We start from the raw sequence: 25,741 nt of genomic DNA on the forward strand, positions 1-25,741 counted from the left end.
TTCTATGATGAAGATCAACAAGAATGAACAGGATTTTGTGCTGAAGTATTTTCAGCCGGGCAAGCTGGATACCAGGAAGGCCTTGCAGAAGGTGAAGGCTCGGGTTGGCATCGCTGATGAAGAGGTTTCGCATGCTGCAACTGTATCTTTACGCATGCGTCGCATCCGCTGGATAGCTGTGGCAGCATCTATTCTGGTGCTCTTCACCATAGGAGTCTATACGCTTTTGCAGCCAAAGACGGTGACGCTTTCTGCTGAATCGGAAGTAATGGCGTATCATCTGCCTGATGGAACGAAGGTTTCGTTGATGCCTCATTCTTCTCTTTCCTATCAGGAAGATGATTGCAGAAAGGTGGAGATGAAGGGATGTATCTATTATCAGGTGAAGCATGATGAACAGCATCCTTTCGATGTGATGGGAGAGCATGGACATGTAAGGGTGCTCGGTACCCAGTTTATGGTGGATGAAAGAACGGATGTTCCCGAAGTAATGGTAACCAGTGGAAAGGTGCTTTTCACGGCTCGCAGTTCTGCTGAAGGCGTCTTCCTAATTAAAGGCAAGCGGGCACGTCTGTTGAAAGGGTCTGTCCAGCCTGAGTTGTTGGCTGATTATGATATCAATAATGTGGCATGGGCTACGCATCGACTGCATTTCGACAATACTCCATTATCCGAAGTATTGGAGGAACTTTCTAAATTATCAGGCACAAGATATACGGCTTCTGATGAGAGTAAGCGTTTGACGGGTGATTTCGAAACAGATTCCATCCCACAGGTTATCCAGGTAATAGAAGAAACATTGGGTGTTCAGATAAGATAAGTGTGTGAATAAAACATCGCAAAAAGGGACTAACTTATGAAAAGTAGTCAATAAAATGAGAAAATAAGTAAAAAGGTCGCATCTTTCGTATTGATTAAGAGCGAGATTCAAAATAATTTTGTATCTTTGCCCTCGTAACAAATCAAACAATTGATAAATATATAAAAGTATGGACTTTAACAAACTATTCTCATTGGAGGGTAAGGTTGCCCTCGTGACAGGTGCCGCATACGGTATCGGTTTCGCTATTGCTGAGGCTTATGCCAAGGCAGGTGCTAAAATTGCTTTCAACTGCCGCAGCCAGCATCACATGGATCAGGCTCTTGCTGATTATAAGGCTAAGGGTATTGATGCCAAGGGTTATATCTGCGATGTAACAGATGAGGAGCAGGTGAAGAACATGGTTGCTGACATCGAAAAGGAACTCGGCGTAATCGACATCCTGGTTAACAACGCAGGTATCATCAAGCGTATTCCTATGACAGAGATGTCTGTAGATGACTTCAAGCAGGTGATTGACATTGACCTCACTGCACCATTCATCGTATCTAAGGCAGTTATCCCAGGCATGATCAAGAAGGGCCATGGTAAGATTATCAACATCTGCTCTATGATGAGCGAGCTGGGTCGTGAAACCGTTTCTGCATACGCTGCAGCCAAGGGTGGCTTGAAGATGTTGACTCGTAACATCTGCTCTGAGTATGGTGAGTACAATATCCAGTGTAACGGCTTGGGCCCAGGTTATATCGCAACTCCACAGACAGCACCTCTTCGTGAGCGTCAGGCAGACGGTAGCCGTCATCCATTCGACAGCTTTATCTGTGCAAAGACTCCAGCTGGTCGCTGGTTGGATCCAGAGGAGTTGGAAGGTCCTGCTGTGTTCTTGGCTTCTGAAGCATCTAATGCAGTCAATGGTCACATCCTTTATGTAGATGGTGGTATCTTGGCTTACATCGGCAAGCAGCCTAAATAAGATAAGGACCCTATCACAAGGTTAGTTAAATAAAAAATCCCATCCTTGCACAAATTGCGAGGATGGGATTTTTATGATATACAATAATAGGCTATCTGTGAGGATAGTCCTATTATGTTTAAAAATAATCTTTACAATTATTTGTTGAGTGCATCAGCCAACTCAGCGCCAGCTTTGAACTTTGCGACCTTCTTGGCAGCAATCTGGATCTTCTCCTTAGTTGCTGGGTTGATACCCTCACGAGCAGGACGCTCGTTTACGCTGAAAGTGCCGAAGCCTACCAACTGGATTTTGTCACCTGCGATGAGAGCTTCCTTCAAAGCGCTTGTTGTAGCATTGAGAGCTGCCTTAGCCTGTTCCTTTGAAATCTCAGCACCTGCTGCAATCTTGTCAATCAATTCTGTCTTGTTCATAATTTTACGTTATTAAATGATTAGTAATTTTTGCCTTTTTGTCCTTTTTGCTTACAAATATAGCTTTTTCCTTTGAAAGTTCAAATAAAAAAAGCAGAAAAGTGATGAAATTATTGAAAATTAAGTGTAATATGCTTATTTTTTGATGTTTTCACGGATATTTTTAGTAATTTTGCCCCCAAATTACAAAAATATTCGATAATTAATTAATAAGAAAGTTTATAGTTATGCGCAATATACCAATAGTTACAAAGAATTTGCTGATAGTGAATGTTGTTGCCTTTCTGGTGTGTCTTTTGATGGGAAAGAACGGACCTGACGGCTATGTGCTCAATGATTTGCTGGGACTTCATTTCTTTTTAGCATCTGATTTCCATATTTATCAGTTGTTTACTTACATGTTTATGCATGGAGGTTTTGAGCATATTATTTTTAATATGTTTGCTTTGTGGATGTTTGGATGTGTTGTAGAACGAGTATGGGGCCCGAAAAAATTCCTTTTTTATTACATTGCATGTGGTGTGGGAGCGGGCCTTTTTCAGGAAGCTGCGCAGGCTGTGCAGTTCTATGTCGTAGCTTCTTCTCAGTTGCCAGGGTTGTCTTTTTCTGATTTGACTGTAGTTGCTCATAATAGTTCTGCTGTGCTTAATCAATGGACTACTGTAGGTGCTTCTGGTGCAATCTATGCCATTTTGTTGGCTTTTGGTATGATTTATCCGAATGAGCGTATTTTTATATTCCCGTTGCCTATACCTATCAAGGCTAAGTATTTTGTTATTGGTTATGCAGCCATAGAACTGTTCTCTGCGTTGGCAACTACAGGTGATGGTGTTGCTCATATTGCCCATTTGGGAGGTATGGTATTTGGATTCTTTATGATTAGATATTGGCGTAAGCAGGTAGATGGTGGTTATGGCGGCTCTCATACGGCTGATGCATTTGATAAGTTAAAGAATATGTTTGGCGGAAAACGTAATACAGGTAAGAGAAACTTTACCTATACCCGTAATGATTCTTATACTTCTCAATACGAGCAGGATGCAGAGTGTACCACCAACGAGAAAGTTGTCTCTCAAGAGGAAATAGACCGTATCTTGGATAAGATAAGGAAAAGTGGATATGATAGTTTGACCAAAGAGGAAAAACAGTCTCTCTTTGATCAGAGCAACAAGTAATATCGTAGATGAAAACTTATGTTTAAAGGATTTAAGGAATTTACTTATCGGATGATTGCTGGTGCCAATGTGGCTACGATAGTAATCATGTTCTTGGTAGGCTTCTCAGATGTCTTGTCACCTGAGAAGCTTGGCATTTTTACAAATGCTGGGCTTACTTTTCCGTTATTCTTGGCAATCAACTTGTGTTTTCTCCTCTTTTGGTTATTGTTCCGTCCAAAATATGCCACAATTCCTTTTGTGGGTTTTCTGGTATGTTTTGTTCCTGTTCGTAAGTACATGCCCATCAATGTAAATGGTGAGGCTCCTTCTGAATGTATCAAGGTGCTTTCATATAATACGTGGAATTTTGGCGACCAGACAGAGGATTCTGAAGGTACTAATATTTCTTTAGCATATATTCAGGAACAAGATGCAGATATTGTTTGTTTGCAGGAAGCGATGCCAACCTCAAGAAATGTTCAGCAGATTGATAGTTTGTTAAAACCGCTATATGCTTTTCAAGATACGACCATGCATCCTGGTGGTGGAAATTGCCTGATGCTCTTGAGTAAATTCCCGATATTATCAAAGGAAATTATTCCTTATCAGTCTAAAGGTAATATGAGTGTGGCTTATCGCTTAAATATCAGGGGTCGAGAAGTGTTATTGGTTAATAATCATCTGGAAACGACTGGTTTAAGTCTGGAAGAAAGAAAGCAATTTAAAAGACTTGTAGTGGGAAAACTGGAAGTGGATACTGCTGAACATACATCAAAGCTTTTGGTTGTGAAGTTAGCTGAAGCTACCCGAAAGCGTGCCTCGGAAGCTGAGGCTGTGGCCAGCTATCTGAAGCATTATGGGAAAATGAGTAAAATAGTTTGTGGGGATTTTAATGACGGTCCTATTTCCTATGCACATCGGACGATAGCTAATGGATTGACTGATTGCTTTGTTTCCAGTGGCAACGGATTGGGGATTAGTTACCATCATAGTGGATTTTTTGTTCGCATTGACAATATTTTATGTTCAGATGATTGGGAACCGTACGAGTGTAAAGTTGATGATAAAATCGCTGTTTCTGACCACTATCCCATCATTTGTAAGCTAAAAATGAGGGCTAAACATCAAAAATAGCGCAAATTATTCTTATTTACGAAAAAAAATGCGTATTTTTGCACGTCATTATATATGTAGTAACAATAATAAGACTGAAAATAAATAAATTAATAACAATAAAATAGAAATGCAAAACAAAGGAATTGTAATTTGTGTAGCCGTCTTACTGACACTCGCAAGTATCTTCTATTTGTCATTCTCGTTCGCCACACGTTACTATGACGGCGAGGCTGCAAAGATCAAAGACCCTATTGCACAGCAGGATTATAAGGATTCTGTTAAGTACTTGGGTGTTTATTCTTATCAGAACTGCTTGGAGACTCAGATTGGTCTTGGACTTGACCTTAAGGGCGGTATGAATGTAATCCTTGAGATTTCAGTACCTGATGTAATTGAAAACCTTGCCGATCACAAGACCGACGCTGGTTTTACCAATGCCATGAAGGAAGCTAGAGCTCAGGAAGAAGCTAACGGTGGTGATTTCGTGTCACTTTTCATTAACGCTTATCACAAGAGCGCACCTGGTCATAAACTTGCAGAAGTGTTCGCAACTCAGCAGTTGCAGGGCAAGGTTTCTCCTCAGAGCAGCGATGCAGAGGTAGAGAAGGCTATCCGCGCTTCTGTACAGGATGCTATCGACAACTCATTCAATGTTGTCCGCACCCGTATCGATAAGTTCGGTGTTGTTCAGCCTAACATCCAGAAGCTGGAAGGTCAGCAGGGCCGTATCATGGTAGAAATGCCTGGTATCAGCCAGCCTGAACGTATGCGTAAGATGCTTCAGGGTAGTGCTAACCTTGAGTTCTGGGAGACATATAACTCAGAGGAAGTTGCTCCTTATCTCCAGCAGCTTGATACTCGTATTGCCAATGGCGATAACGGTGAGGAGAAGAACGATACTGTAGCAGCTGATTCTGCTGCAGCTAAGAAGGAAGTAGCTAAGGCTGAGCCTAAGAAGGCTGAGGCTAAGTTCTCTATCAAGAAGAAGGACGATGCTGCTGCCAAGGTAGGCGAGGAGGCTCAGAATGCTGCTGCCATCAAGGCTCACCCATTGTTGGCTCGTTTGCAGCTCGGTGGTGGTTTGAGCACTGTTGGTTATGCTAGCGTTCGCGATACTGCTGCTATCAACAAGATTATCTACTCTGCTGTGGCTAAGCGCGTTTTGCCATCAGACTTGCGTCTGCTTTGGAGTGCTAAGCCTGCTGATAACCTGAAGGCTAAGAATATCTTCGAACTTCATGCTTTGAAGGTTACTACCTCTACAGGTCGTGCTCCTTTGGAGGGTGATGTAATTACCGATGCTAAGGACGAGTTCGACCAGATGGGTTCACCTGTTGTTAGCATGAAGATGAATACTGAGGGCGCACGTAAGTGGGCTCAGATGACCAAGGCTAACGTAGGTAAGGCTATTGCTATCGTTTTGGATGGCGTAGTTTACTCTGCTCCTCGTGTAAACGGCGAGATTGATGGTGGTAGCTCTCAGATTTCCGGTAACTTCACTATCGAGGATACCAAGGACTTGGCTAACACATTGAAGTCTGGTCGTATGCCAGCTCCTGCACGTATCGTTCAGGAGGAGGTTGTAGGTCCTACTCTCGGTGCTCAGTCTATCCAGATGGGTATTGTTTCATTCGTCGTTGCCTTCGTACTCCTGATGGTTTACATGGTAATGATGTACAATGTTCTTCCTGGTATGATGGCTAACTTGGCATTGCTCGTCAATGTATTCTTCACGCTGGGTATCCTGACGTCCTTCCAAGCAGCTCTGACGTTGCCAGGTCTCGCCGGTATGGTCTTGTCTCTGGGTACTGCCGTGGATGCCAACGTGCTTATCTATGAGCGTATCAAGGAGGAGCTTCGCTCCGGTAAGGGTATGAAGCAGGCGGTAGCTGCCGGTTATGGTAATGCTTTCTCTGCTATCTTCGACTCTAACTTGACATCTTTGATTACTGGTGTTATTCTGTTGACTGTTGGTACAGGTCCTATCCGTGGTTTCGCTACTACCTGGATCATCGGTATCATCGTTTCATTCTTCACAGCTGTGTTCCTCACACGTCTGGTTTACGACTATAAGTTGAACCACGACAAGTGGATGAACTGCAAGTTTGATACTCCTATCTCTCACAACCTGATGCAGGGCAAGAAGTATAAGTTCATGTCTATGTATAAGACTACCTTCACCGTAGCTGTCGTAGCTGCAGTGGTATTCATTGGTAGCTTCTTTGTTCGTGGCTTGAGCAAGAGTATCGACTTCACTGGTGGTCGTAACTATGTAGTACAGTTCGAGAATCCTGTAGAGCCTGAGCAGATTCGTACTGTTCTTGGCGATGCATTCGTTAATGCAGACGGCACCAAGGCAACTACTGGCGCTATTGCTATCGGTACAGACGGTAAGACCATCCGTGTATCTACCAACTATATGATTGAGAGCAACGACCCAACTGTTGATGACAAGGCAGAGACCATTCTCTATACAGCCTTGAAGAAGGCTAATTTGGTATCCCAGAAGAATGTCGATGCATTCAAGAATCCAGATGTTCGTCAGGGTGGTTCTATCATCAGTAGTACCAAGGTAGGTCCTTCTGTCGCTAGCGACATCACATGGGGAGCTATCAAGAGTGTAATCTTTGCATTGTTCGCCATCTTCATTTACATCCTGCTTCGTTTCCGCAACGTAGCCTTCTCTGTAGGTTCTACTGTAGCTTTGGCATTTGATGCCTTGACCGTTATCGGTTTCTACTCACTCCTGTGGGGTCTCGTTCCATTCTCATTGGAGATTGATCAGACCTTCATCGGTGCTATCCTGACTGTGGTAGGTTACTCTATCAACGATAAGGTGGTTGTGTTCGACCGTATCCGTGAGAACTTGAAGTTGCATCCTAAGGGCGACCGTCAGCAGCTCTTCAATGCATCTATCAATGAGACATTGGCTCGTACCATCAATACATCTACATCTACATTGCTCGTGTTGCTCTGTATCTTCATCCTCGGTGGTGACAGCATCCGCAGCTTCTCATTCGCAATGATCCTGGGTGTTGTATTCGGTACATTGTCATCTATCTTCATTGCTTCTCCAATGGCATACATCGTTCTTGGTCGCAAGATCAAGGAGGAGCCAGCTGAAGAGGCTGCTGTTGCAGAAGTTAAGTAAAAAGTTGTTTTATCTTATTTCCATCTGGTGAAAACTGGATGGAAATAGATAACGGCAAATACTATAAATAACAAAAGGTCGCTTCCTGGTTTCCAGGAGCGACCTTTTATGGTTTTTACCAGATGATTCCGGTAAATAAGGTTTGTAGTAGAAGAAGTGGTCCCACCGAGAATCGAACTCGGATCAAAGGTTTAGGAAACCTCCGTTCTATCCATTAAACTATGGGACCTTCCCTTGCTAAAACAGTCAGATCTTTCTGCGTTTTGCAATTTGACTGCAAAGATACATCAAATCATTGACACGACAAAATTATTAACTATGTTTTTATCATTGTTGTTATCAAGTTTCCTCACTTTTGTTGAGTTAAACTGTGAAAATCTCTTCGATACGAGTCATGATTCGCTTAAAAATGATGTTGAGTTCCTTCCAGAAAGCAACTATCATTGGACTCCCGTCCGCTATTGGCGTAAACTGAATCATCTGTCTCAAACGATAGTTGCTTTGGGCTATGAAGATTACTCAGTTAAGCATATAAGCAATAATGGAGAAATGGCAACTCATGTTGCCAACTCGATGACTGATTCTGGCAAAAAATGGAAACTTCCGGATTTCGTTGCTCTTTGTGAAGTGGAAAATGATAGCGTGTTGTTTGATTTAACCAAGCGCTCTGCTCTTCGTACGGCAGGTTATGAGTATGTAATGACGAATTCTCCTGATGAGCGTGGCATTGATGTTGCTCTCTTGTATCAGCCCTTTTCTTTTGCTTTGATTCATTCCTGGTCTATTCGTATCAAGCGATTATCCCATTCGCGTCCTACGAGAGATATATTATATGCTTCCGGTCGGATCATGAGTGATGATACTTTACATATATTTGTGGTTCATGCACCGAGTCGTAGAGGTGGCGAATTGGTATCCAGACCTTATCGTATGCAGGTAGCCAATCAACTGGCAGCTGCCGTTGATTCTATCTATGCAATCAATGATAGTGCCAAAATTATTGTGGCAGGAGATTTCAATGATTATCACGACTCTCCCGCACTTGAACATCTTTATCAGCATCATCTTATTAATATTTCTTCTAAAGCTAAAGGGAGTAATGGTGCTAAGGCTACTTATCGTTGGCATGGTGAATGGAGAAGTCTTGACCAGATTCTGCTGAGTGAATCGATGCAGCATCAGGAAAATGTCTGCAGGATAGGAGATTTGCCTTTCTTGCTCGAAGATGATGAGAAATATGGTGGTAAAAAACCTTATCGAACCTACCTGGGTCCGAAGTATTTAGGGGGTTACAGTGATCATCTTCCATTAGTGGCTCGGATTCTGATAGATGATAAATAAGGCATGATTTGCTTGACTTTTCTCAAAAATGGAGGTGTAAAATGCACTTTTTTGTGAAAAAGCTTGCATATATTGCACAAAATTCGTAATTTTGCGCACGATTTACAAACATATAGTATTAAGATAACAATGACTCACAATTTGTTAAAAGGCAAGCGTGGCATCATCTTCGGTGCACTCAATGAGGAATCAATCGCTTGGAAAGTAGCCGTTAAGGCTGCTGAAGAGGGTGCTACCATCGCACTCAGTAACACAGCAATGGCTTTGCGTATGGGTACGCTGGATAAGCTCGCTGAACAGATCAACGCTCCTATCATCGCAGCGGATGCGACCAGCGTTGAGGATTTGGAAAAGGTATTCACTGAGGCTCAGGAGAAGCTTGGCGGCAAGATTGACTTCGTGCTCCACTCTGTTGCTATGAGCCCTAATGTTCGTAAGCATCGTACATACGATGATCTCGACTACAATTTCTTGAACAAGACTTTGGATATTTCTGCTATCTCTTTCCACAAGATGTTGCAGGTAGCCAAGAAGTTGGATGCTATCAATGAGTGGGGTTCTGTAGTAGCTCTCACTTACGTAGCTTCTCAGCGTACTTTCTTCGGTTACAACGATATGGCTGATGCCAAGAGCATGCTCGAGAGCATAGCACGCAGCTTCGGTTACATCTATGGTCGCGAGAAGCACGTCCGCATCAATACTATCTCTCAGAGCCCTACAGCTACAACTGCAGGTAAGGGTATCAAGGATATCGCGAATATGATGGACTTTGCAGACAAGATGTCTCCACTCGGAAATGCAGTAGCAGAGGATTGCGCTAACTATTGCGTGATGATGTTCTCTGACTTCACCCGCAAGGTAACTATGCAGAACCTCTTCCACGACGGTGGTTTCTCATCTATGGGTATGAGCCTTCGCGCCATGAACCAGTATGCTAAGGATATGACTCCTTATGAGGATGAGAATGGTAAGGTTATCTACGGATAATTGAAAAAATAAGGAAAGGATGATGTATTACACATCATCACATCTACTCATAATAGGCAATACATGCTGTTTCCTACAGGGAAAGCGATGTATTGCCTATTTGTCTTTTGGCTCACATCGAACGGTGCGAGCACATGCGTCGAACGTCGTAAATGCTCACATCGTACGACGCACAAGCATGCTTCGCTCGGTGCACGGCGTGTGGTATGCATACTTTAAACTATATGAATAACAGCCTGGCAGAGTCTTGATTTGTTAATTATACAGCTGAAGGGAAACCTTCTTCCTTTTGAATATGTGCTTAGATTAGCTTTAATAGTTGTTTCTTGTATATTATAGATGCAATATTCTTCCTGTTTTTGAGTTTATTTATATATAATAAGGTGTAAATTGTCAATTCAAGAAAGAATATAATGAAAAAGAACATTGCTATCGTGATGATGTTGTTGCTTTCTGCTATAGGAGCAATGGCACAAGGTGAGGAGAATCCTGTAGGAAGATTTTCTGTGATTCCTCGTATCGGTGTGGCTATCGCAAATCTGAGTGATAATTCCATTTATCTGACAACAGAAAACGGCAGGGAGGTGAAGTCTAAGAATCAGACAGGATTCTTGGGCGGACTTGATGTGGAGTATCGTGCCACAGACTATCTGAGTGTTTCTCTAGGTGCTTGTTATGTCCGTCTGGGTGCCCGATGGGGTGATTATGAGATGGCAGAAAATGGGAACGTCGTTAATAATGGCATCAAGAAATATACGGGTGTCAAGAATCATCATCTGAATCTTGACTATGTTCAGATTCCTTTGATGCTGAAAGCATACGTGGCTCCTCAGTTTGCCATCATGGCTGGTGCACAGGTGGGTTTCTTGTGCGGTAATGGCAAGATGTTGTCGGAAGAAACAGAGTTGGAGAAGGATAATAAGACTGGTTCTACTCTTTACAAGGAAAGCCGGGAAGTGGAGAGCATTTACGCTGCCAAGAAGGTGAATGTGTCTATTCCTGTGGGTTTATCATATGAGTATATGAACGTTATTCTGGATGCCCGCTATCATATAGGTTTAACCAAGGTAAATAAGGAGGATGCCGGAGATTCCAAGAATAAGGTATTCACCTTTACAATAGGCTATCGCTTTGCGCTTTAATAAGAAAAAGCTCTATATCCTCAGTATTGAAGATATAGAGCTTTTTAGATTTTTATTTAAAAAAGGCTTCTTTTGTTCTTATTCCAAAGGACTTTTAGCCTTTTGTTTCTCAAAGATTATCCTACCTGGCTTCCTGGCTTAACCTTGCCAAGGAGTGAAGTAACATTCAAAGTGCCGTCGAAGTTGACTGCAGAGAGAATCATACCCTGGCTCTCGATGCCCATCATCTTGCGAGGAGCAAAGTTGGCTACAAACAATACGTCCTTGCCTATCAGCTGCTCTGGCTCGTAGTAGGCTGCGATACCTGAGCAGATGGTGCGCTCTACGCCAGAACCATCGTCGATGATGAACTTCAGGAGCTTCTTAGACTTCTTTACCTTCTCGCAGTTCAGGATGTGACCTACGCGGATATCGAGTTTCTCGAAATCATCAAAGCTAACTTCTGGCTTGATAGGAGCTGCCTGGTAAGAAGCCTCCTCGTTGGCCTTCTTGGTGTCAGCGAGCTTCTGGAGCTGTCTTTCGATAACCTCATCCTCAATCTTCTCGAAGAGCAATTCAGGCTCACCGAGCTGGGTACCAGCCTTGAGCAAATCTGTGCTGCCGAGCTGAGTCCACTCGAAGTTAGGCATATTGATCATCTTGCGGAGCTTCTCTGAAGAGAATGGTAAGAATGGCTCGAAGGCGATGGCGAGGTTGGCTACCAGCTGGAGGGAGATGTTCAGGATAGTCTCTACACGTTTAGGATCGGTCTTCCAAACCTTCCAAGGCTCACACTCTGTGATGTATCTGTTACCGATACGAGCCAGGTTCATAGCCTCTTTCTGAGCCTCACGGAACTTGAATACGTTGAGATACTGCTCTACCTTCTCCTTCACGTCCTTGAACTCAGCGATGGCCTTCTCGTCTACCTCCTGCAATTCACCGCAGGCAGGAACTACGCCGCCCCAATACTTCTTGGTGAGCTGGAGGGCACGGTTTACGAAGTTACCGTAAACGGCAACCAACTCAGAGTTGTTGCGCTCCTGGAAATCCTTCCAGGTAAAGTTGTTGTCCTTGGTCTCAGGCGCATTGGCTGTCAATACATAGCGCAATACATCCTGCTTGCCTGGCAAATCTACGAGATACTCATGCAACCAGACTGCCCAGTTGCGGGATGTTGAAATCTTGTCATCCTCCAGGTTCAGGAACTCGTTGGCTGGTACGTTGTCTGGCAAGATATAGTCGCCGTGAGCCTTCAGCATGGTAGGGAAGATGATGCAGTGGAACACGATGTTGTCCTTGCCGATGAAGTGAACGAGACGGGTTTCAGGATCCTGCCACCACTTCTGCCATGTTCCCCACTTTTCTGGATGAGCATCGCAAAGCTCCTTGGTGTTTGAGATGTAGCCGATAGGTGCATCGAACCAAACGTAGAGCACCTTGCCTTCTGCTCCCTCTACAGGAACCGGAATACCCCAATCCAGGTCGCGGGTCATGGCACGTGGCTGAAGATCCATATCCAACCAGCTCTTGCACTGACCGTAAACATTGGTACGCCACTCCTTGTGACCTTCCAGAATCCACTTTTTCAACCAATCCTGATATTTGTTCAATGGAAGATACCAGTTCTTGGTAGGCTTCTTCACAAGACCATGACCAGGGTTGTTCTTGTTGGTAGGGTTGATAAGTTCCTCAGGAGAGAGGGTAGCACCACATTTCTCGCACTGGTCGCCATAGGCACCTTCTGCACCGCAGCGAGGGCAAGTGCCCACGATGTTACGGTCGGTAAGGAATTCGCCTGTTACCTCATCACAGAACTGCTCCTCTACCTTTTCCTCCAATACACCCTTGTCGTAGAGAGTGCGGAAGAAATCAGAAGCAAACTTATTGTGAGTAGGCGAAGTGGTACGGCTGTAAATATCAAAAGAGATGCCGAAATCCTCGAAACTCTTCTTGATGAGGTTGTGATAGCGGTCAACAACCTCCTGTACTGTAATACCTTCCTTCTTGGCACGGATGGTTACTGGTACACCATGCTCGTCGCTACCGCCGATGAAAACAACGTCTTGCTTCTTGAGGCGAAGATAGCGAACATAGATATCGGCTGGCACGTAAACACCTGCCAGGTGGCCGATATGCACACCACCGTTAGCGTAAGGCAATGCTGCGGTTACGGTGGTACGTTTGAAATTCTTTTGTTCCATATTAGCTAATATATTTTTGTTATTTGCCTGCAAAATTACAAAAAAATGTTGGAAAGTAGAAAGGATTGGCGCTCCTTTTTCTTACTTATCTATATAATAAGGTGGGATTTTGTGTGGAAAATGGATAAAAAGGGCTAAAACAGCAATAATAAGTAGAGTTGTCCGAAAGTAAAAAAGACCCTAAGCAGTTGAGCTTAGAGTCTTTTTTTTATTATCATTTACTATTTTTATCTGTTATTTTTTCTTTTTTTCTTTTTTTTTCTCTATGATAGAGAAGTTATTACCCTGTTTCGTCTTGTTATCCTAATATCCATCTTTTTATGTTGATGATGATAGGATTATTCTTACATTACATTCAAGTAGGCGATAACAGCCAACTCTGCAACAAGAATAACGAAACCAATCTTCTTAATTAATTCTGTAATTTTAAAAATGCAATTCATATTCTATATAGTTTTGTTGTTTGTAATTTACTCCTTACACTTATGTGCTTGGTTCTTTTTTCGATTGCAAAGGTAGTGTTTTTTCTGTTATCTGTGGGGTAAATATTGATTTTTGGGGTATAAATTGTTTAGAATATAGGTAAAAACAATAGGTTTTGCTACGGTAAGGGTAAAATTTGCCCTAAATGAACTCCGTCTCCGTTTTCAGAATGGATGTTTTTTTATCTGTATTTCTTGCGTTGTAAAAATGAGGGCTGTCTGTTATGTACAACAAAAAAGCCTTAACGAACCCCTTTAAAGGTGCGCCAAGGCTTTTTTGAACCAGGAATGTATATTTCTGGTGCAATTGATTGATAACCTCCCTTATACTTATTATAATGTCTTAAAGACTCATATAGGCAATGACAGCTAACTCTGCGAGTAAGACTACCATACCTATTTTCTTTACTGCTGATGTAATTTTAAAAATGCAATCCATGATCTTAAAAGTTTTTGTTGTTAATAATTGACCACTACGTTGCCGTATGATCTTGTTTACGAATGCAAAGTTAGGGCTTTTTTGTTAATGTATGGGGTATTTATTCTTGTTTTTGGAGTGAAAATGTGTCTTTGTTGTTAAAAAACAACAGTTATTACCTCTCTTGTGATAGAAATTACTCCCCTTGTGGCATCTTTTTCTTTATATTTATGCAGTATAAGAGGTGATAATACGTTTTTATCCAACATTTTTGTCACAATTGTCCTCTTTCTGCCCAGTCTCCTCTGTCTAATGTACGGTAACCTATGGCTTCAGCAAGATGTTGAGGCTCTACGTTCTCACAACCAGCCAGGTCGGCGATTGTTCTTGCCACTTTCAAAATTCTATTATATGCCCTGGCAGATAGGGACAGTTTCTCCATGGCCATGCGCAGGAGGTTGATTCCTTCCTCTGTCGGTTCTGCAAACTGGTGAATCATCCGTTCCGTCATTTGAGCATTGCAATGAATGCCCTTGAAGTCTTTGAATCTGTTGGCTTGAATCTCCCTGGCTTTTATCACTCTCTCCCTGATATTTGCGCTAGGTTCGCCTGGCGCAGCTTTGGAGATGTCCTTGAACGGTACAGGACTTATTTCGCACTGTATGTCTATTCTGTCAAGCAGTGGTCCTGATATTTTATTCATGTATCGTTGGATTTGTCCTGGTGTGCAGACGCATTTGTGGGTAGGGTCACCGTAATAGCCGCATGGACATGGGTTCATGCTTGCTACAAACATGAAGGAGCATGGGTAGTCTATGGAATATTTTGCCCTGCTGATGTTGATGTGGCGATCTTCCAATGGTTGTCGCAGTACTTCAAGGGTTGTTTTGTTGAATTCCGGAAGTTCGTCGCAGAAGAGCACGCCGTTGTGCGCCAATGATATTTCGCCCGGCTGAGGACTGGTTCCTCCACCGACTAGGGCTACTTGTGAAATCGTATGGTGAGGTGCTCTGAATGGTCGTTGGGAAATGAGTGAGACATTCTTGCCCAGTTTTCCTGCAATAGAGTGGATCTGGGTTGTTTCCAGGCTTTCTGATAAGGTTAGAGGAGGAAGGATGGATGGCAGTCTTTTTGCCATCATGGATTTGCCTGATCCCGGAGGGCCTACCATGATAAGGTTATGACCGCCTGCAGCAGCCACTTCCAGTGCACGTTTTACGTTTTCCTGTCCACGTACATCTGCATAGTCATAGTCGCAATGAGTCTGGTTCTCGTAGAATTCCTTCCGCGTATCTACGATGGTTGGTTCTGGTGCAGACTGGTCGCTGAGAAACTGGATTACTTCAAAGAGATTTTTCATGCCGTAAACCACAAGATTGTTTACGACAGCTGCTTCCCGGGCATTCTGTTCCGGTACGATAAGTCCTTTGAAATGTTCTGCTCTGGCTCTGATAGCGATAGGAAGTGCGCCTTTTATGGGTTGCAAGGTGCCGTCAAGGCTCAGTTCTCCTACCATCATGTATTCTTTCAAGTGCTCTTCTGGAATATTCCCGTTTGCGCCCATGATGCCTATTGCCAACGGTAGGTCGAAGCTGCTTCCTTCCTTTCTGAGATTGGCAGGAGCCAGATTGATGGTAATATCCGCAATCGGGAATTTGAAGCCACTATATTGTAGGGCAGCCGCAATGCGGTCACGGCTTTCCCTTACTGCCTCATCTCCCAGACCGGTAAGATGATACATGACACCCTTGTTCAGGCTTACTTCTACGGTTACAGTAGTGACTTCCAAGCCATTAACTGCTGCACAATATGCTTTTACTAACATATGGCTACTAGTTTTAAAGGTTTATGGTATGGCTCGATGTATTTACTTGAGCAATTCGTCGAGCTTATTGTAAAGCTCTTGCCTTTTCATGCCTCGGGCGATGATTTTTCCATTCTGTAGCAGAATGATATTTGGCAGGGATTTGAGTCCCAGTTTGTTCAGGGTCTTGTCTTCCATCATCTCTCCGTTGCAGATAGTTGGAGAAGTGATGGAATCTCGCTTGATGTTCTGCTTGCATTCATATTTGCTGGCGTCCAGGCAGAATCCCATCAGTTTGAGCCTTCCGTTGGCTTTCTTCTGGCGTCTCTTGAGTTCTCTCTGAAGTTCCTGGCTGTCATAGTTGTATGATGCCCATGTATAGATGACCGCCACTGGAGCACTACTCAAATCGGCAGATGAAACCATTTTGCCATTCAGGTCGTAGGCTGTAAATGTTGGCAACTGTTTTCCTACGCTGCTGTTTTTGGTATCGGTTGCCCATGTCTTCATTTTACCGAATAGAGGATTCTTTCCCTGTTCTTTTTCAAGAAGTGCAAGGAGAGAAAGTGCTTTGTCGTAGTCGGGTGAAGAATTGGCAAAGAAATACTTTCTTATCAGGTATAGGCTTACAACAGATTTTGTGTTTGCCTTGATGAAATCTTCAGCATGTTTTTTCTCCTGTGGAGGAGTGTCGTTGAGGATACTTTGACGGAACTTGGTCATGAGTTCATTGGTCTTAGTGCCCTTCACTTCCATTTCCTTCAGGTGAGAAGCGTCCGCCTTGATATCTACCGACTTTCCTGATTCAGCAAAGATAGGCTGTTCAGAGAAGTTTGGGAATATAATCATGATGGTGTAGTTTTCCTTGCATGGTTTTTCGAAAGAGAAACGGCCACCTTGTACTTTGATAGTGTCCATACCTTCAAAGCCTCCATCCGGACTATAAACATAAAATTCACCTTGGTTCATGTGAAGAAATTTGCCTTCAATTTGAAAATAACCACTTCTTGCCCCACATGAGGTAAGTATTAAAACTGAAATAAAATATATGATGTAAGCAAATTTTTTCATAATGAAAAACTTTAAGGAGTGCCGCGAGCGGGACTCGAACCCGCACAGCCATTACTGGCCAAGGGATTTTAAGTCCCTCGTGTCTACCAATTCCACCATTGCGGCATGGTAAACGTTAAGAGTTAGAGCGGAAAACGGGACTCGAACCCGCGACCCCAACCTTGGCAAGGTTGTGCTCTACCAACTGAGCTATTTCCGCATTGTTGCGAGTGCAAAGGTAATGCTATTTCTCCATTCTACCAAAAGATTTACATTTTTTAAGACGAAGAATCCTCATTTTTTTCGTTTTATGGCTTAAAATGTAGCATTTTCTCTTAATTACCTACTGTCAGCACGCTTCCGTTGCCCGAATAAACCACTCTGTATCTCATGAGTGCTTTGTCGTTTTTTCCTTGACCGCCACTTGTTATCGTGCCGTTTTCCAGGTTATAAACTCTTTTGCATTTGTTGCAAACTACTGATTGGCGGTTTCCTGCCCATTCCAGCGGATAGTTGGTCCCGCCATATTGCTGGATGCAGTTAGGGCATTGACGGTCCCAGGCAACGTAACCGTTGAAGTTGGTTGTTCCCAAGATAAAGCCGTTTTTTGTTGCGTCGGTTGTATTGCTTCCAGCACCCATGTGGCTATAGTTGGCGTAATTTTCCTTGGCAGTTGAGAGGATGATAGTCTCCGTATGATTTCTGCCGTCGTTCAGGGTGGAGTAGATGTTCCAGACTCCGTTTACCCTTTTGGCACTAACCATGGTGTAGGTTCCTGCGCCACTTAATGCTGTAACAATGCTGCAGTCTAGATGATATTGGGTTCTGAAGATAAACTGGCACAGGTATTGTGTGCTGATGGTGTTTTCTGCATCGCACGAACAAAGTAAGAGCATAGCTATTCCAGCCATGCTCTTCACCTTATTATATATATATACCTTATTATATATGCTATTCTTCATACAGAAGCCTTTTCTGTTTTTATTTCAAGAGTTCCTTTTCTGCATTCTCCATGCGCTCGAAGTGGAACTCTGAGAGGGTTTTCTCCATCAGTTCCTGAATCTTGTCGTTGCAGAGATTGCCGATACTTCCCTCGTGAGTATGATGAATGTCCTTGTTTGGCTTGAATTCGCCTGCTTCAATTTCCAGTCCCACCGTCTTGTAGGCATCACGGAAAGGCATTCCGTTGGCGGCAAGCTGGTTCACTTCCTCTACAGAGAACATTGGGTCGTAGCGAGGGTCATCGAGAATATGCTCGTTCACCTCCATCTTGTTGATGATGTAGGCAGCCATCTGCAGGCAGTCCTTCAACTCGTCGAAGGCAGGAAGGAACACTTCCTTGATAATCTGAAGGTCGCGGAAGTAACCCACCGGCAGGTTGTTCATGATGAGCATTACCTGCTGAGGCAAGCTCTGCAGCTTGTTGCTCTTGGCGCGAATCAGCTCGAATACGTCAGGGTTCTTCTTGTGAGGCATGATGCTGGAACCGGTGGTGCACTCCTTAGGCAACTTCACGAAGCCGAAGTTCTGGCAGTTGAACATGCAGGCATCGAAAGCCATCTTTGCCAGTGTTCCTGCCACGGTAGCCATGGCGAAAGCCACGTTGCGCTCCATCTTTCCTCTGCCCATCTGAGCATAAACCACATTATAGTCCATGCTGTCGAAACCGAGAAGCTCGGTAGTCATGGTGCGGTTCAGTGGGAATGAGCTTCCGTAGCCTGCAGCACTACCCAACGGGTTGCGGTTGGTCATGCGGTAAGCTGCCTGGAGGAAGAGCATGTCGTCGGCAAGTCCCTCAGCATAAGCGCCAAACCAGAGTCCGAATGACGAAGGCATTGCCACCTGCAGGTGGGTGTAGCCCGGCATCAGAACATCCTTGTACTGGTTGCTCTTCTGAATCAGCTCGTCGAAGAGAATCTTCACTGCGTCCACAATCTCCTTCAACTCATGACGGGTGAAGAGTTTGAGGTCTACCAGAACCTGATCGTTGCGTGATCTTCCCGAATGGATCTTTTTACCCATGTCGCCCAGTTTCTGGGTGAGCATCAGTTCTACTTGGGAATGAACATCCTCCACGCCGTCTTCAATGACGAACTCGCCCTTGTCGGCGATGGCGTAGATATTCTTCAATTCTGCGAGGAGCTGTGCCAGTTCATCCTTCTCCAGGAGTCCGATGCTTTCGAGCATGGTGATGTGCGCCATACTTCCCAGTACGTCGTACTTGGCGAGATAGAGGTCGAGCTCACGGTCGCGGCCTACGGTGAATCTTTCGATTTCCTTGTTTACTTCAAAGTTCTTTTCCCAAAGTTTATGTGCCATAATTTCTTTATTTTTAATCCTGGTAAGGAATCATCGCCAGGGCGTCGGCAATTTTCTCGATGCCTTCCTGCAATGGCTTCTTCACCATACCCTTGATAAACATGTTGAGCTCTGCCTTGATGGTGAGTTTCATCTTGCATGAGAATTCTCCTGTAGGGAGCAGCTGAATCCAGAAGTTGAATGGGATAGGGCTGTTCTCTGTCTCGAACTTGATGGTTTTGGGAAAATCTCTGTCGATGATGCGCATCTTCAGGTCGCCCACCATAGGAGCGTTGATAGTGATGCTGTCGCTGTCGAATCTCAGGTCCTTGAGTTTCTCCATTTCCTTTCTCTTGTCCTCAGGAATCTGGTCTTTCACCTGCTCGAAGCGGTCCTTGAGCACCTGCAGGTTGTTGAGGTCGCTCAAAGTATTAAAAACAGATTCCTGCTTGTGAGGAATCTGTTTGATATTACTTTCGAATGTACTTGTACTCATTATTGATGGGTCAAAAATTACTTCTTCCAGTTAGCTGGGTCCTTGCGCCACTCGTGGAGCAACTCTACGTCTTCCTGCTTGATGTAGCCAGTCTCGAGAGCCTCTTCCACTACGTGCTCGTAGTCAGTCAGAGTAACCAACTTCACGTTAGCATCAGCGAAAGCTTTCTCTGCTATAGGGAAACCGTAGGTGTAGCTAGCTACCATACCCACAATCTCGTTGCCGTTCTTGCGGAGCGCCTCTACAGCCTTGAGTGAGCTGCCGCCTGTAGAAATCAAATCTTCTACAACAACGACCTTAGCCTTAGGGTCGAGCTCACCTTCGATGAGGTTCTGCATACCGTGATCCTTTGGTTTAGAACGGACGTAAACGAAAGGCAAGTGCAACTCGTCTGCAACCAAGGCACCCTGTGCGATGGCACCTGTAGCCACACCGGCAACAGCGTCAGCCTCTGGGAACTGCTCCAGGATGGCGTGTACGAGCTCGAGCTTCACATAGTTGCGGAGTTCAGGGAAAGACAATGTCTTGCGATTATCACAATAGAAAGGAGACTTCCAGCCAGAAGCCCAAGTGAAAGGATCGTTAGGCTGCAATTTGATAGCCTTAACCTTCAATAACTTAGATGCGAATTCTTTCTTCAGTTTGTCCATAATTATAAGGAATTAATAATTAATTTTTGGCAAAGGTACTACAAAAAAGTGAGTTATTGCCACAAAGATGCGATTTATTATATATTTTTTATACCTCAAGCCCATTTTTCTGCTGTTTTCGACTATTCTTCCGTTCTTTTTTTATTCCTTCGTCCATCCTACGGATGTGAAGCTGAATTTCATTTTGCCGGCTTTCATGAGTTCCTGGCAGCAGGCGTTGACGGTGGCTCCCGTGGTGCAGACGTCGTCTACGATGAGAAGATGTTTTCCCGTCAGGTCTGTGATGGGGTGCTTTCTGCCTTTCTCATCGTGATAGTATGTAGCAAGCTGGAATGCATGTTCCACGTTCTCCTGTCTTTGCCATTTGTTCTTGTGGGTTTGACTTTCGGTGAAGACTTCCCTTCTTACCGCATCGGTGATGATGGGCAGCTGGGTTTGCCTCCTGATGCCTAGGGCTATTTGTTCGCTTTGATTATAGCCACGTTTCTCCTTCCTTTTGGGTGTCAGTGGAATGGGGATGATGGCGTCAATTCCTTCAAAGAATTTTCTCTCGATTCCTTCTTTGCCAATCATTTCTCCCAAGAAGAAGCCTGCATCCGGTCTGTCTCCATATTTCAGGGCATAGACAGACTGGCTGGCAGGCGAATGGCCCTGGTAATAAAACAAGGAGGCGCATTTTACGATGGGAATATGTGCCCAGAAAATCTTTGCCATCTCGTTCTCGTATGGATTTTCCCAGGTATCTGTACGAGGCAAAGTCGAGAGGCAGGATGTGCAGAGCATTTCTTCCGGCCCATGAAGGCGTCTACCACACATCAGACAGTGGCGGGGAAAGAGCAGGTCTAGTAATTTCCCTAATAGGCTGATTTGCATTACTTCTTTACTTTGAACTTTGAACTTTGAATTTTGAACATTGAACTTTATGATTAGTAAAGCCGTTGAATTCTTCACTCTTCGTTCTTCACTCTTCACTTTTTTCGCTTTCTTCCCTAGAAGTCTTCTTCGAAATCGATGTCGCCCAAATCTTCTTCTTTCATCTTGTCGATGCATTTGTGAATTACATCCATGCTGTAACCTCTGCCAAGGGCAAAACGGATGAGTTTCATGGAGCGCTCATAATCGTTTTTAGCCTTGATGCTCTTATATTTGCTTTTCATCAGGGGCAGGAGGGTTTCCGTGTACATATCGTCCTCGATTTCCTCGAAGATGGGGTCGGAGATTTCCTTGGGAATATGTTTCAGCCAGAGTGCCTGCTCCACCTTTCTTCGTCCCCACTTGTTATATTTTATCTTGTCGTTGATAAAGAAGCGGGCAAAGCGTTCATCATCGATAAATTTCTTCTGAGTCAGAAATTCCATGTTTCGGGCGATGGCTTCCTCTTCCAGTCCCCATTTCTTCATCTTGTCGAGCATCTCTTGCGAGCAATGTTCGGCTTTCGTACAGAGGGTGGTGAGTTTCAGGAGAGCCTGCTCCTCAGTCATCGGCTTCTTGGGGCGCTTGGAGTTGTCATAATATTCCATAATGCATTTATGTTTTATTGGGAGGACTATTTCATTGCTCGCATCATTCTCTTCTTTCCGAAAGAGTCCTCCTTGGTCTCGATTTCCTTGAAGCCAAATCCTTCGAGCATTTCTCTTGTCTCCTTTTCATAGATAGGGTTGATTTCGAAATAGAGCATGCCCCAGCTTCGCAATTCTAATGAGGCGAACTCGGCGATGGCTCGATAGAACTTCAGAGGATCTTCATCGGGCACGAAGAGGGCGAGATCGGGCTCGTAATCAAGGACGTTCTTCTCCATATCTGCCTTCTCCTTTTCGCAGATATAAGGAGGATTGCTCACGATGATGTCTGCTTTTAAATGATTTTTTCTGTCTGTTTTACATTTTTCAGGCATGTCAAAGATATCGAATTTGTAAAAGATAGCTCTGGACGCTAATTGCTTGGCATTCTTTGTGGCAACATTGCAGGCAGAGTCGGAAATGTCGAATCCTACTACTTCTGAATTTGGAATGTCAAGGCTCAGGGTAATGGCAATGCAGCCAGAGCCGGTACCTAAATCTATGATTCTTGGTCGAGGAGAGGCTAGTTTAGTATGTCTAGCTTTTTTATAACAATGTGTCATTTTGATGAGGAATCTCAAACGTAAATATTTGCGCTTGAACCATCCTTTTCCCTCAAACAAGTTTACGTCTTCAAGGGCAACGTCAGGGCTGATGTTAAATTCTTCTCTGATAATTGCCTCTTCTTTTTTCAAGTTCTCGTTCTGTGTTTCCGCAATCCATTGGCAAAGCTCGGCGGTCTCTGGTCTTGGGATGAGCACGCCCGGCTCTACATGGAAGGTTCTTCCTGCAAAGTCGGCCTGCCCCAGCACGTACTGCACTGGCTCGCCTTTTTGCAGTCTATAGACAATTTCTTCGAGTTTTTTGCCCTCGTCTGCAGATAATTCATTAACTTTGCCGCCGATAATGTCGGTCAGCGTCATTCCGTACTTCACATCGAGTACGGTGCGGACGATAGCTTGTGCTTCCCCAGCATCATATAGAGGGGTGAGGGATTGCCAAAGTTGCTGATAAGTTTTCATCTTGATATTGCTTGTTGCGATTTGAGAGCAAAGGTACTCTTTTCTTGAATTACTTATCTTTTTTTTGTGTTAAATTATCGTAAGAAATAGTTTTTTTTTATGCAAGCTTCCTTTATTTTATTATCTTTGCGGACGAAAGTCCCTTGAAAAATAGGCGCGAGCTCATAGAAAGTCCCTTGAAAAATAGGCGCGAGTTCATAAAAAGTCCCTTGAAAAATAGTTTTATGCATTTGTAATATATTAATAATAAGGTGCTTATGTTGAAAAGGAAAATTGAACAAACTCTCTTGGCTTGGAAACAGGAGGATAATCATAAGCCCATTGTCATTAAAGGTTGCAGGCAATGTCTTTGTATATGGCTTTTTTATTGAGACAATCCTAATTGCAGAAAATATGAAACAAAATAAAGTATCTTTTCAGAATCCGAAGACGGGAGAGCCGCTCTCTCAGCAGGAGATTGACGAAATGTTCATGCGCCGCTGCCTGCAGTTGGCTAAGAATGGTAGGCAGAATGCGAAGCCTAATCCGATGGTGGGCGCCGTCATCGTGAGTGCAGAAGGAAGAATCATCGGCGAGGGCTATCATGTAAGATGTGGCGAGGGCCATGCCGAGGTCAATGCCTTTGCGTCTGTGAAGCCCGAAGATGAGCATCTGCTGAAGGAAGCCACTATCTACGTGAGTCTCGAACCGTGTTCTCATTATGGCAAGACGCCTCCTTGTGCCGACCTGGTCGTCAGGAAAGGCGTGAAGAGATGTGTTTGCGGCTGCGTAGATCCTTTTGCCAAGGTTCAGGGGCGTGGAATCCAGAAGATTCGCGAGGCAGGAATCGAGGTAACAGTAGGCGTTCTGGAGGCGGAATGCCTCGAACTGAACAAGCGTTTCATCACTTTCAATACCCATCAGCGACCATACATCATCCTGAAATGGGCGCAGACGGCGAATGGTTTTCTGGATAATAATTATCAGGGAATGGCGATTTCTTCGCCTTTCACCAAGATGCTTTCGCACAAGCTTCGTGCCGAGAACGATGCTATCCTGGTGGGAAGAATCACCGATGAGCGTGACCATAGCCAGCTCAACGTAAGAGACTGGAGCGGCAGGGATCCGATGCGACTGGTCATCGACCGCCATCATCCTTGTTTCGAGGGCTTGGATTTCTCTCAGGGAAAGACCAGCGTGCTGAATCAGATTATGGACTACCTCTATATTAATAAGGTGCAGTCGCTGATTGTAGAAGGAGGCGCCATCACCCATCAGGCTTTTCTCGATGCAGGACTTTGGGATGAAATCAGGGTAGAAACATCTTTATCCACATCTGTGGAAAACCTGGTAACTGCCGGAACAGCAGCACCAAAGCTTCCTCATAACATCCGGTTAATCAACCATGAGGCGTATGATGGAAACATGATCAATACCTATGAGCGCCAATAGCTTCATAGAAGCAATAAGGCTAATCATAAAGTTCAAAGTAACAACATTCAATGTTCAAAGTAACAACATTCAATGTTCAAAGTAACAACATTCAATGTTCAAAGTAACGACATTCAAAGTTCAAAATAATAAAGTTCAAAAGTAAAAAAATGAGCAATAGATTTACATCGCGCCTGAGCGATAATGACGATTTCAAGAGAGACGAGTTGGTTCGCAAGATAGAGCACGCCGTGGAGCACATGACGCTCGCTGAGCTGGAAGCCCTGTCCTATGATATGTTTACGAAAGGATACATCACGGATTATTAAGACGACGATTAAGATTACATCACGGATTTCCAGAAAAAACAAATTCACTGTTTTTTTTATTGCCACATCTGCCACGTATACATTTAACTCTCTGATTATAAGTGGATAATGCGTGGCAATAAGCGGTATTTCTATTGCCACCTAATGCCACGCATTGCCACGCTCTTTTTTTTGAGGAAATGAGATGAAAAGGAGAGGGACTATTTTCTAACTACCAGATACTCAGTGCCAAATCTTGTTCTTTGGTTCTTCAATCCTTCAATATTCTGGAGCTCTCTGCCCAATTTCTGTATTCTCGAAACCTGGAGGGAGGAGCCGAATTTCTGCTTCAAAATGTCGAAAATGGCGGCTGCCATCAGATATTCACCCATTTCCGGGGTACTTGCAGGCTCGAAAACCTGCAGAAAACATTGCTTGATAGGGGAAATCTGCTCAAATTTTTTGTCTATTGATTCTTGTAATGGTAAACTTCATGCTTCTGCTAAATTATTGATATGATGTTACTTGTGGTTATTAATAGTGTTACTTTTCGGGTGCAACTGACGTCCTGAAGTCTGTTCCCAAGTATCGGGGATATTAACCCGAGGCTTTGCCCAGTTTTGCCCAAGGCGTTGGGTACTTTTCCCCGGCGGTGTCGGGTAAAAGTCTTCATAGTCTCGGGTATGAGTCCTCATGTACGTGGTTACAAGTCCTTATGGTCATTGGCTATCAGTAGTTGACCTCTTCAGTATATCGGTCGAATCTCATATTGGTGTAACCATGTTCCTTGCACCATTGCAGGATGTACTGCTGCTGTTCAGGAACGAGTCCTGTTTGCCCTAATTTATAGCGATAGTATGAAGTGTTACTTCCGAAGTAGGAAGTCATGCGTATTCTGAAACTGCCTTCATCTTTGCGTTTCAGTTCGTCAAGAATCTTCTCAAATCCGTATGCCATTTTT

At 44.0% G+C, this 25,741-nt stretch carries 23 protein-coding genes and 3 tRNA genes; 10 read left to right on the forward strand and 16 right to left on the reverse strand.

All coding sequences use genetic code 11. The annotated features are described in order from the left end of the window. Window positions 1-4 precede the first annotated feature (4 nt). The gene (locus F7D73_RS01725; protein ID WP_153122010.1) at window positions 5-820 is read left to right on the forward strand and encodes a FecR family protein; all 816 of its coding nucleotides are present in this window, start codon (window positions 5-7) and stop codon (window positions 818-820) included. Window positions 821-989: 169 nt separating this feature from the next. After that, window positions 990-1,793 (forward strand): gluconate 5-dehydrogenase, encoded by an 804-nt coding sequence (locus F7D73_RS01730; RefSeq protein WP_117662633.1) that lies wholly within the window; start codon window positions 990-992, stop codon window positions 1,791-1,793. A gap of 137 nt (window positions 1,794-1,930) precedes the next feature. Here the strand turns inward: F7D73_RS01730 and F7D73_RS01735 are convergent, their stop codons facing one another. After that, a complete protein-coding gene (locus F7D73_RS01735) occupies window positions 1,931-2,206 on the reverse strand; it encodes an HU family DNA-binding protein (protein WP_153122011.1) in 276 nt (91 codons plus the stop codon). 227 nt (window positions 2,207-2,433) lie between these two features. Between F7D73_RS01735 and F7D73_RS01740 the strand changes: the two genes are divergently transcribed. The 3 genes from F7D73_RS01740 to secDF all read left to right on the forward strand — a co-directional run bounded on the left by F7D73_RS01740 (window position 2,434) and on the right by secDF (window position 7,630). After that, a complete protein-coding gene (locus F7D73_RS01740; protein WP_153122012.1) occupies window positions 2,434-3,381 on the forward strand; it encodes a rhomboid family intramembrane serine protease in 948 nt (315 codons plus the stop codon). Window positions 3,382-3,399: 18 nt separating this feature from the next. Next, the gene (locus F7D73_RS01745) at window positions 3,400-4,497 is read left to right on the forward strand and encodes an endonuclease/exonuclease/phosphatase family protein (protein ID WP_153122013.1); all 1,098 of its coding nucleotides are present in this window, start codon (window positions 3,400-3,402) and stop codon (window positions 4,495-4,497) included. A gap of 109 nt (window positions 4,498-4,606) precedes the next feature. Then, a complete protein-coding gene (gene secDF / locus F7D73_RS01750) occupies window positions 4,607-7,630 on the forward strand; it encodes a protein translocase subunit SecDF (RefSeq protein WP_153122014.1) in 3,024 nt (1,007 codons plus the stop codon). Between the two features lie 157 nt (window positions 7,631-7,787). On the opposite strand, the gene F7D73_RS01755 is transcribed toward secDF, so the two are convergent. Beyond that, window positions 7,788-7,859, reverse strand: a tRNA-Arg gene (locus tag F7D73_RS01755). Between the two features lie 89 nt (window positions 7,860-7,948). On the opposite strand from F7D73_RS01755, the gene F7D73_RS01760 reads away from it, so the two are divergent. The 3 genes from F7D73_RS01760 to F7D73_RS01770 all read left to right on the forward strand — a co-directional run bounded on the left by F7D73_RS01760 (window position 7,949) and on the right by F7D73_RS01770 (window position 11,100). Beyond that, a complete protein-coding gene (locus F7D73_RS01760) occupies window positions 7,949-8,971 on the forward strand; it encodes an endonuclease/exonuclease/phosphatase family protein (RefSeq protein WP_153122026.1) in 1,023 nt (340 codons plus the stop codon). A gap of 129 nt (window positions 8,972-9,100) precedes the next feature. After that, window positions 9,101-9,958 (forward strand): enoyl-ACP reductase FabI, encoded by an 858-nt coding sequence (locus F7D73_RS01765; RefSeq protein ID WP_089545314.1) that lies wholly within the window; start codon window positions 9,101-9,103, stop codon window positions 9,956-9,958. A 413-nt stretch (window positions 9,959-10,371) separates the two neighbouring features. Next, window positions 10,372-11,100 carry a porin family protein gene (locus tag F7D73_RS01770; RefSeq protein WP_153122015.1) on the forward strand — a complete coding sequence of 243 codons (729 nt, stop codon included), beginning with the start codon at window positions 10,372-10,374 and terminating at the stop codon, window positions 11,098-11,100. Between the two features lie 116 nt (window positions 11,101-11,216). Here F7D73_RS01770 and metG read toward each other — a convergent pair whose 3' ends face one another. From metG to F7D73_RS16125, 12 genes are all read right to left on the reverse strand, one after another. After that, window positions 11,217-13,283 (reverse strand): methionine--tRNA ligase, encoded by a 2,067-nt coding sequence (metG, locus tag F7D73_RS01775; RefSeq protein WP_153122016.1) that lies wholly within the window; start codon window positions 13,281-13,283, stop codon window positions 11,217-11,219. A 1,174-nt stretch (window positions 13,284-14,457) separates the two neighbouring features. Continuing rightward, on the reverse strand, window positions 14,458-16,008 hold the full coding sequence (locus tag F7D73_RS01780) for a YifB family Mg chelatase-like AAA ATPase (protein WP_153122017.1): 1,551 nt from the start codon (window positions 16,006-16,008) through the stop codon (window positions 14,458-14,460). Window positions 16,009-16,050: 42 nt separating this feature from the next. Continuing rightward, window positions 16,051-17,058 carry a DUF4369 domain-containing protein gene (locus tag F7D73_RS01785; protein ID WP_153122018.1) on the reverse strand — a complete coding sequence of 336 codons (1,008 nt, stop codon included), beginning with the start codon at window positions 17,056-17,058 and terminating at the stop codon, window positions 16,051-16,053. Window positions 17,059-17,077: 19 nt separating this feature from the next. After that, a tRNA-Leu gene (locus tag F7D73_RS01790) sits at window positions 17,078-17,163 on the reverse strand. Between the two features lie 21 nt (window positions 17,164-17,184). Then, a tRNA-Gly gene (locus tag F7D73_RS01795) sits at window positions 17,185-17,257 on the reverse strand. 115 nt (window positions 17,258-17,372) lie between these two features. Next, window positions 17,373-17,999 (reverse strand): hypothetical protein, encoded by a 627-nt coding sequence (locus F7D73_RS01800; protein WP_153122019.1) that lies wholly within the window; start codon window positions 17,997-17,999, stop codon window positions 17,373-17,375. 19 nt (window positions 18,000-18,018) lie between these two features. Beyond that, a complete protein-coding gene (gene argH / locus F7D73_RS01805; RefSeq protein ID WP_153122020.1) occupies window positions 18,019-19,356 on the reverse strand; it encodes an argininosuccinate lyase in 1,338 nt (445 codons plus the stop codon). 13 nt (window positions 19,357-19,369) lie between these two features. Continuing rightward, window positions 19,370-19,831, reverse strand: a complete 462-nt coding sequence (locus F7D73_RS01810; RefSeq protein ID WP_089543321.1) for a polyketide cyclase — start codon at window positions 19,829-19,831, stop codon at window positions 19,370-19,372. A 17-nt stretch (window positions 19,832-19,848) separates the two neighbouring features. Next, the gene (gene pyrE, locus F7D73_RS01815; RefSeq protein ID WP_153122021.1) at window positions 19,849-20,481 is read right to left on the reverse strand and encodes an orotate phosphoribosyltransferase; all 633 of its coding nucleotides are present in this window, start codon (window positions 20,479-20,481) and stop codon (window positions 19,849-19,851) included. A 141-nt stretch (window positions 20,482-20,622) separates the two neighbouring features. Then, a complete protein-coding gene (locus F7D73_RS01820; RefSeq protein WP_153122022.1) occupies window positions 20,623-21,354 on the reverse strand; it encodes a ComF family protein in 732 nt (243 codons plus the stop codon). Between the two features lie 116 nt (window positions 21,355-21,470). After that, window positions 21,471-22,001, reverse strand: coding sequence for a regulatory protein RecX (locus F7D73_RS01825; RefSeq protein WP_153122023.1), 531 nt, complete (start codon window positions 21,999-22,001; stop codon window positions 21,471-21,473). A gap of 26 nt (window positions 22,002-22,027) precedes the next feature. After that, on the reverse strand, window positions 22,028-23,062 hold the full coding sequence (locus F7D73_RS16125; RefSeq protein WP_228117602.1) for a N5-glutamine methyltransferase family protein: 1,035 nt from the start codon (window positions 23,060-23,062) through the stop codon (window positions 22,028-22,030). Between the two features lie 393 nt (window positions 23,063-23,455). Between F7D73_RS16125 and ribD the strand changes: the two genes are divergently transcribed. Next, on the forward strand, window positions 23,456-24,493 hold the full coding sequence (gene ribD / locus F7D73_RS01840; protein ID WP_153122024.1) for a bifunctional diaminohydroxyphosphoribosylaminopyrimidine deaminase/5-amino-6-(5-phosphoribosylamino)uracil reductase RibD: 1,038 nt from the start codon (window positions 23,456-23,458) through the stop codon (window positions 24,491-24,493). 149 nt (window positions 24,494-24,642) lie between these two features. After that, a complete protein-coding gene (locus F7D73_RS15995) occupies window positions 24,643-24,801 on the forward strand; it encodes a hypothetical protein (protein WP_194256811.1) in 159 nt (52 codons plus the stop codon). A 200-nt stretch (window positions 24,802-25,001) separates the two neighbouring features. On the opposite strand, the gene F7D73_RS16370 is transcribed toward F7D73_RS15995, so the two are convergent. After that, window positions 25,002-25,250, reverse strand: coding sequence for a DUF3874 domain-containing protein (locus tag F7D73_RS16370; RefSeq protein WP_367383694.1), 249 nt, complete (start codon window positions 25,248-25,250; stop codon window positions 25,002-25,004). 259 nt (window positions 25,251-25,509) lie between these two features. Beyond that, the coding region (locus F7D73_RS16000) for a DUF6078 family protein (protein WP_228117603.1) at window positions 25,510-25,741 on the reverse strand (232 nt) is incomplete at its 5' end.

It is taken from the genome of Segatella copri (assembly GCF_009494395.1).
Taxonomy (GTDB): domain Bacteria; phylum Bacteroidota; class Bacteroidia; order Bacteroidales; family Bacteroidaceae; genus Prevotella.

Bases quoted from the DNA above. Each gene is read 5' to 3' on its own strand.
- F7D73_RS01725 (WP_153122010.1), top strand. From the start codon at position 5: ATGATGAAGATCAACAAGAATGAACAGGATTTTGTGCTGAAGTATTTT.
- F7D73_RS01730 (WP_117662633.1), top strand. From the start codon at position 990: ATGGACTTTAACAAACTATTCTCATTGGAGGGTAAGGTTGCCCTCGTG.
- F7D73_RS01735 (WP_153122011.1), bottom strand. From the start codon at position 2,206: ATGAACAAGACAGAATTGATTGACAAGATTGCAGCAGGTGCTGAGATT.
- F7D73_RS01740 (WP_153122012.1), top strand. From the start codon at position 2,434: ATGCGCAATATACCAATAGTTACAAAGAATTTGCTGATAGTGAATGTT.
- F7D73_RS01745 (WP_153122013.1), top strand. From the start codon at position 3,400: ATGTTTAAAGGATTTAAGGAATTTACTTATCGGATGATTGCTGGTGCC.
- secDF (WP_153122014.1), top strand. From the start codon at position 4,607: ATGCAAAACAAAGGAATTGTAATTTGTGTAGCCGTCTTACTGACACTC.
- F7D73_RS01760 (WP_153122026.1), top strand. From the start codon at position 7,949: ATGTTTTTATCATTGTTGTTATCAAGTTTCCTCACTTTTGTTGAGTTA.
- F7D73_RS01765 (WP_089545314.1), top strand. From the start codon at position 9,101: ATGACTCACAATTTGTTAAAAGGCAAGCGTGGCATCATCTTCGGTGCA.
- F7D73_RS01770 (WP_153122015.1), top strand. From the start codon at position 10,372: ATGAAAAAGAACATTGCTATCGTGATGATGTTGTTGCTTTCTGCTATA.
- metG (WP_153122016.1), bottom strand. From the start codon at position 13,283: ATGGAACAAAAGAATTTCAAACGTACCACCGTAACCGCAGCATTGCCT.
- F7D73_RS01780 (WP_153122017.1), bottom strand. From the start codon at position 16,008: ATGTTAGTAAAAGCATATTGTGCAGCAGTTAATGGCTTGGAAGTCACT.
- F7D73_RS01785 (WP_153122018.1), bottom strand. From the start codon at position 17,058: ATGAAAAAATTTGCTTACATCATATATTTTATTTCAGTTTTAATACTT.
- F7D73_RS01800 (WP_153122019.1), bottom strand. From the start codon at position 17,999: ATGAAGAATAGCATATATAATAAGGTATATATATATAATAAGGTGAAG.
- argH (WP_153122020.1), bottom strand. From the start codon at position 19,356: ATGGCACATAAACTTTGGGAAAAGAACTTTGAAGTAAACAAGGAAATC.
- F7D73_RS01810 (WP_089543321.1), bottom strand. From the start codon at position 19,831: ATGAGTACAAGTACATTCGAAAGTAATATCAAACAGATTCCTCACAAG.
- pyrE (WP_153122021.1), bottom strand. From the start codon at position 20,481: ATGGACAAACTGAAGAAAGAATTCGCATCTAAGTTATTGAAGGTTAAG.
- F7D73_RS01820 (WP_153122022.1), bottom strand. From the start codon at position 21,354: ATGCAAATCAGCCTATTAGGGAAATTACTAGACCTGCTCTTTCCCCGC.
- F7D73_RS01825 (WP_153122023.1), bottom strand. From the start codon at position 22,001: ATGGAATATTATGACAACTCCAAGCGCCCCAAGAAGCCGATGACTGAG.
- F7D73_RS16125 (WP_228117602.1), bottom strand. From the start codon at position 23,062: ATGAAAACTTATCAGCAACTTTGGCAATCCCTCACCCCTCTATATGAT.
- ribD (WP_153122024.1), top strand. From the start codon at position 23,456: ATGAAACAAAATAAAGTATCTTTTCAGAATCCGAAGACGGGAGAGCCG.
- F7D73_RS15995 (WP_194256811.1), top strand. From the start codon at position 24,643: ATGAGCAATAGATTTACATCGCGCCTGAGCGATAATGACGATTTCAAG.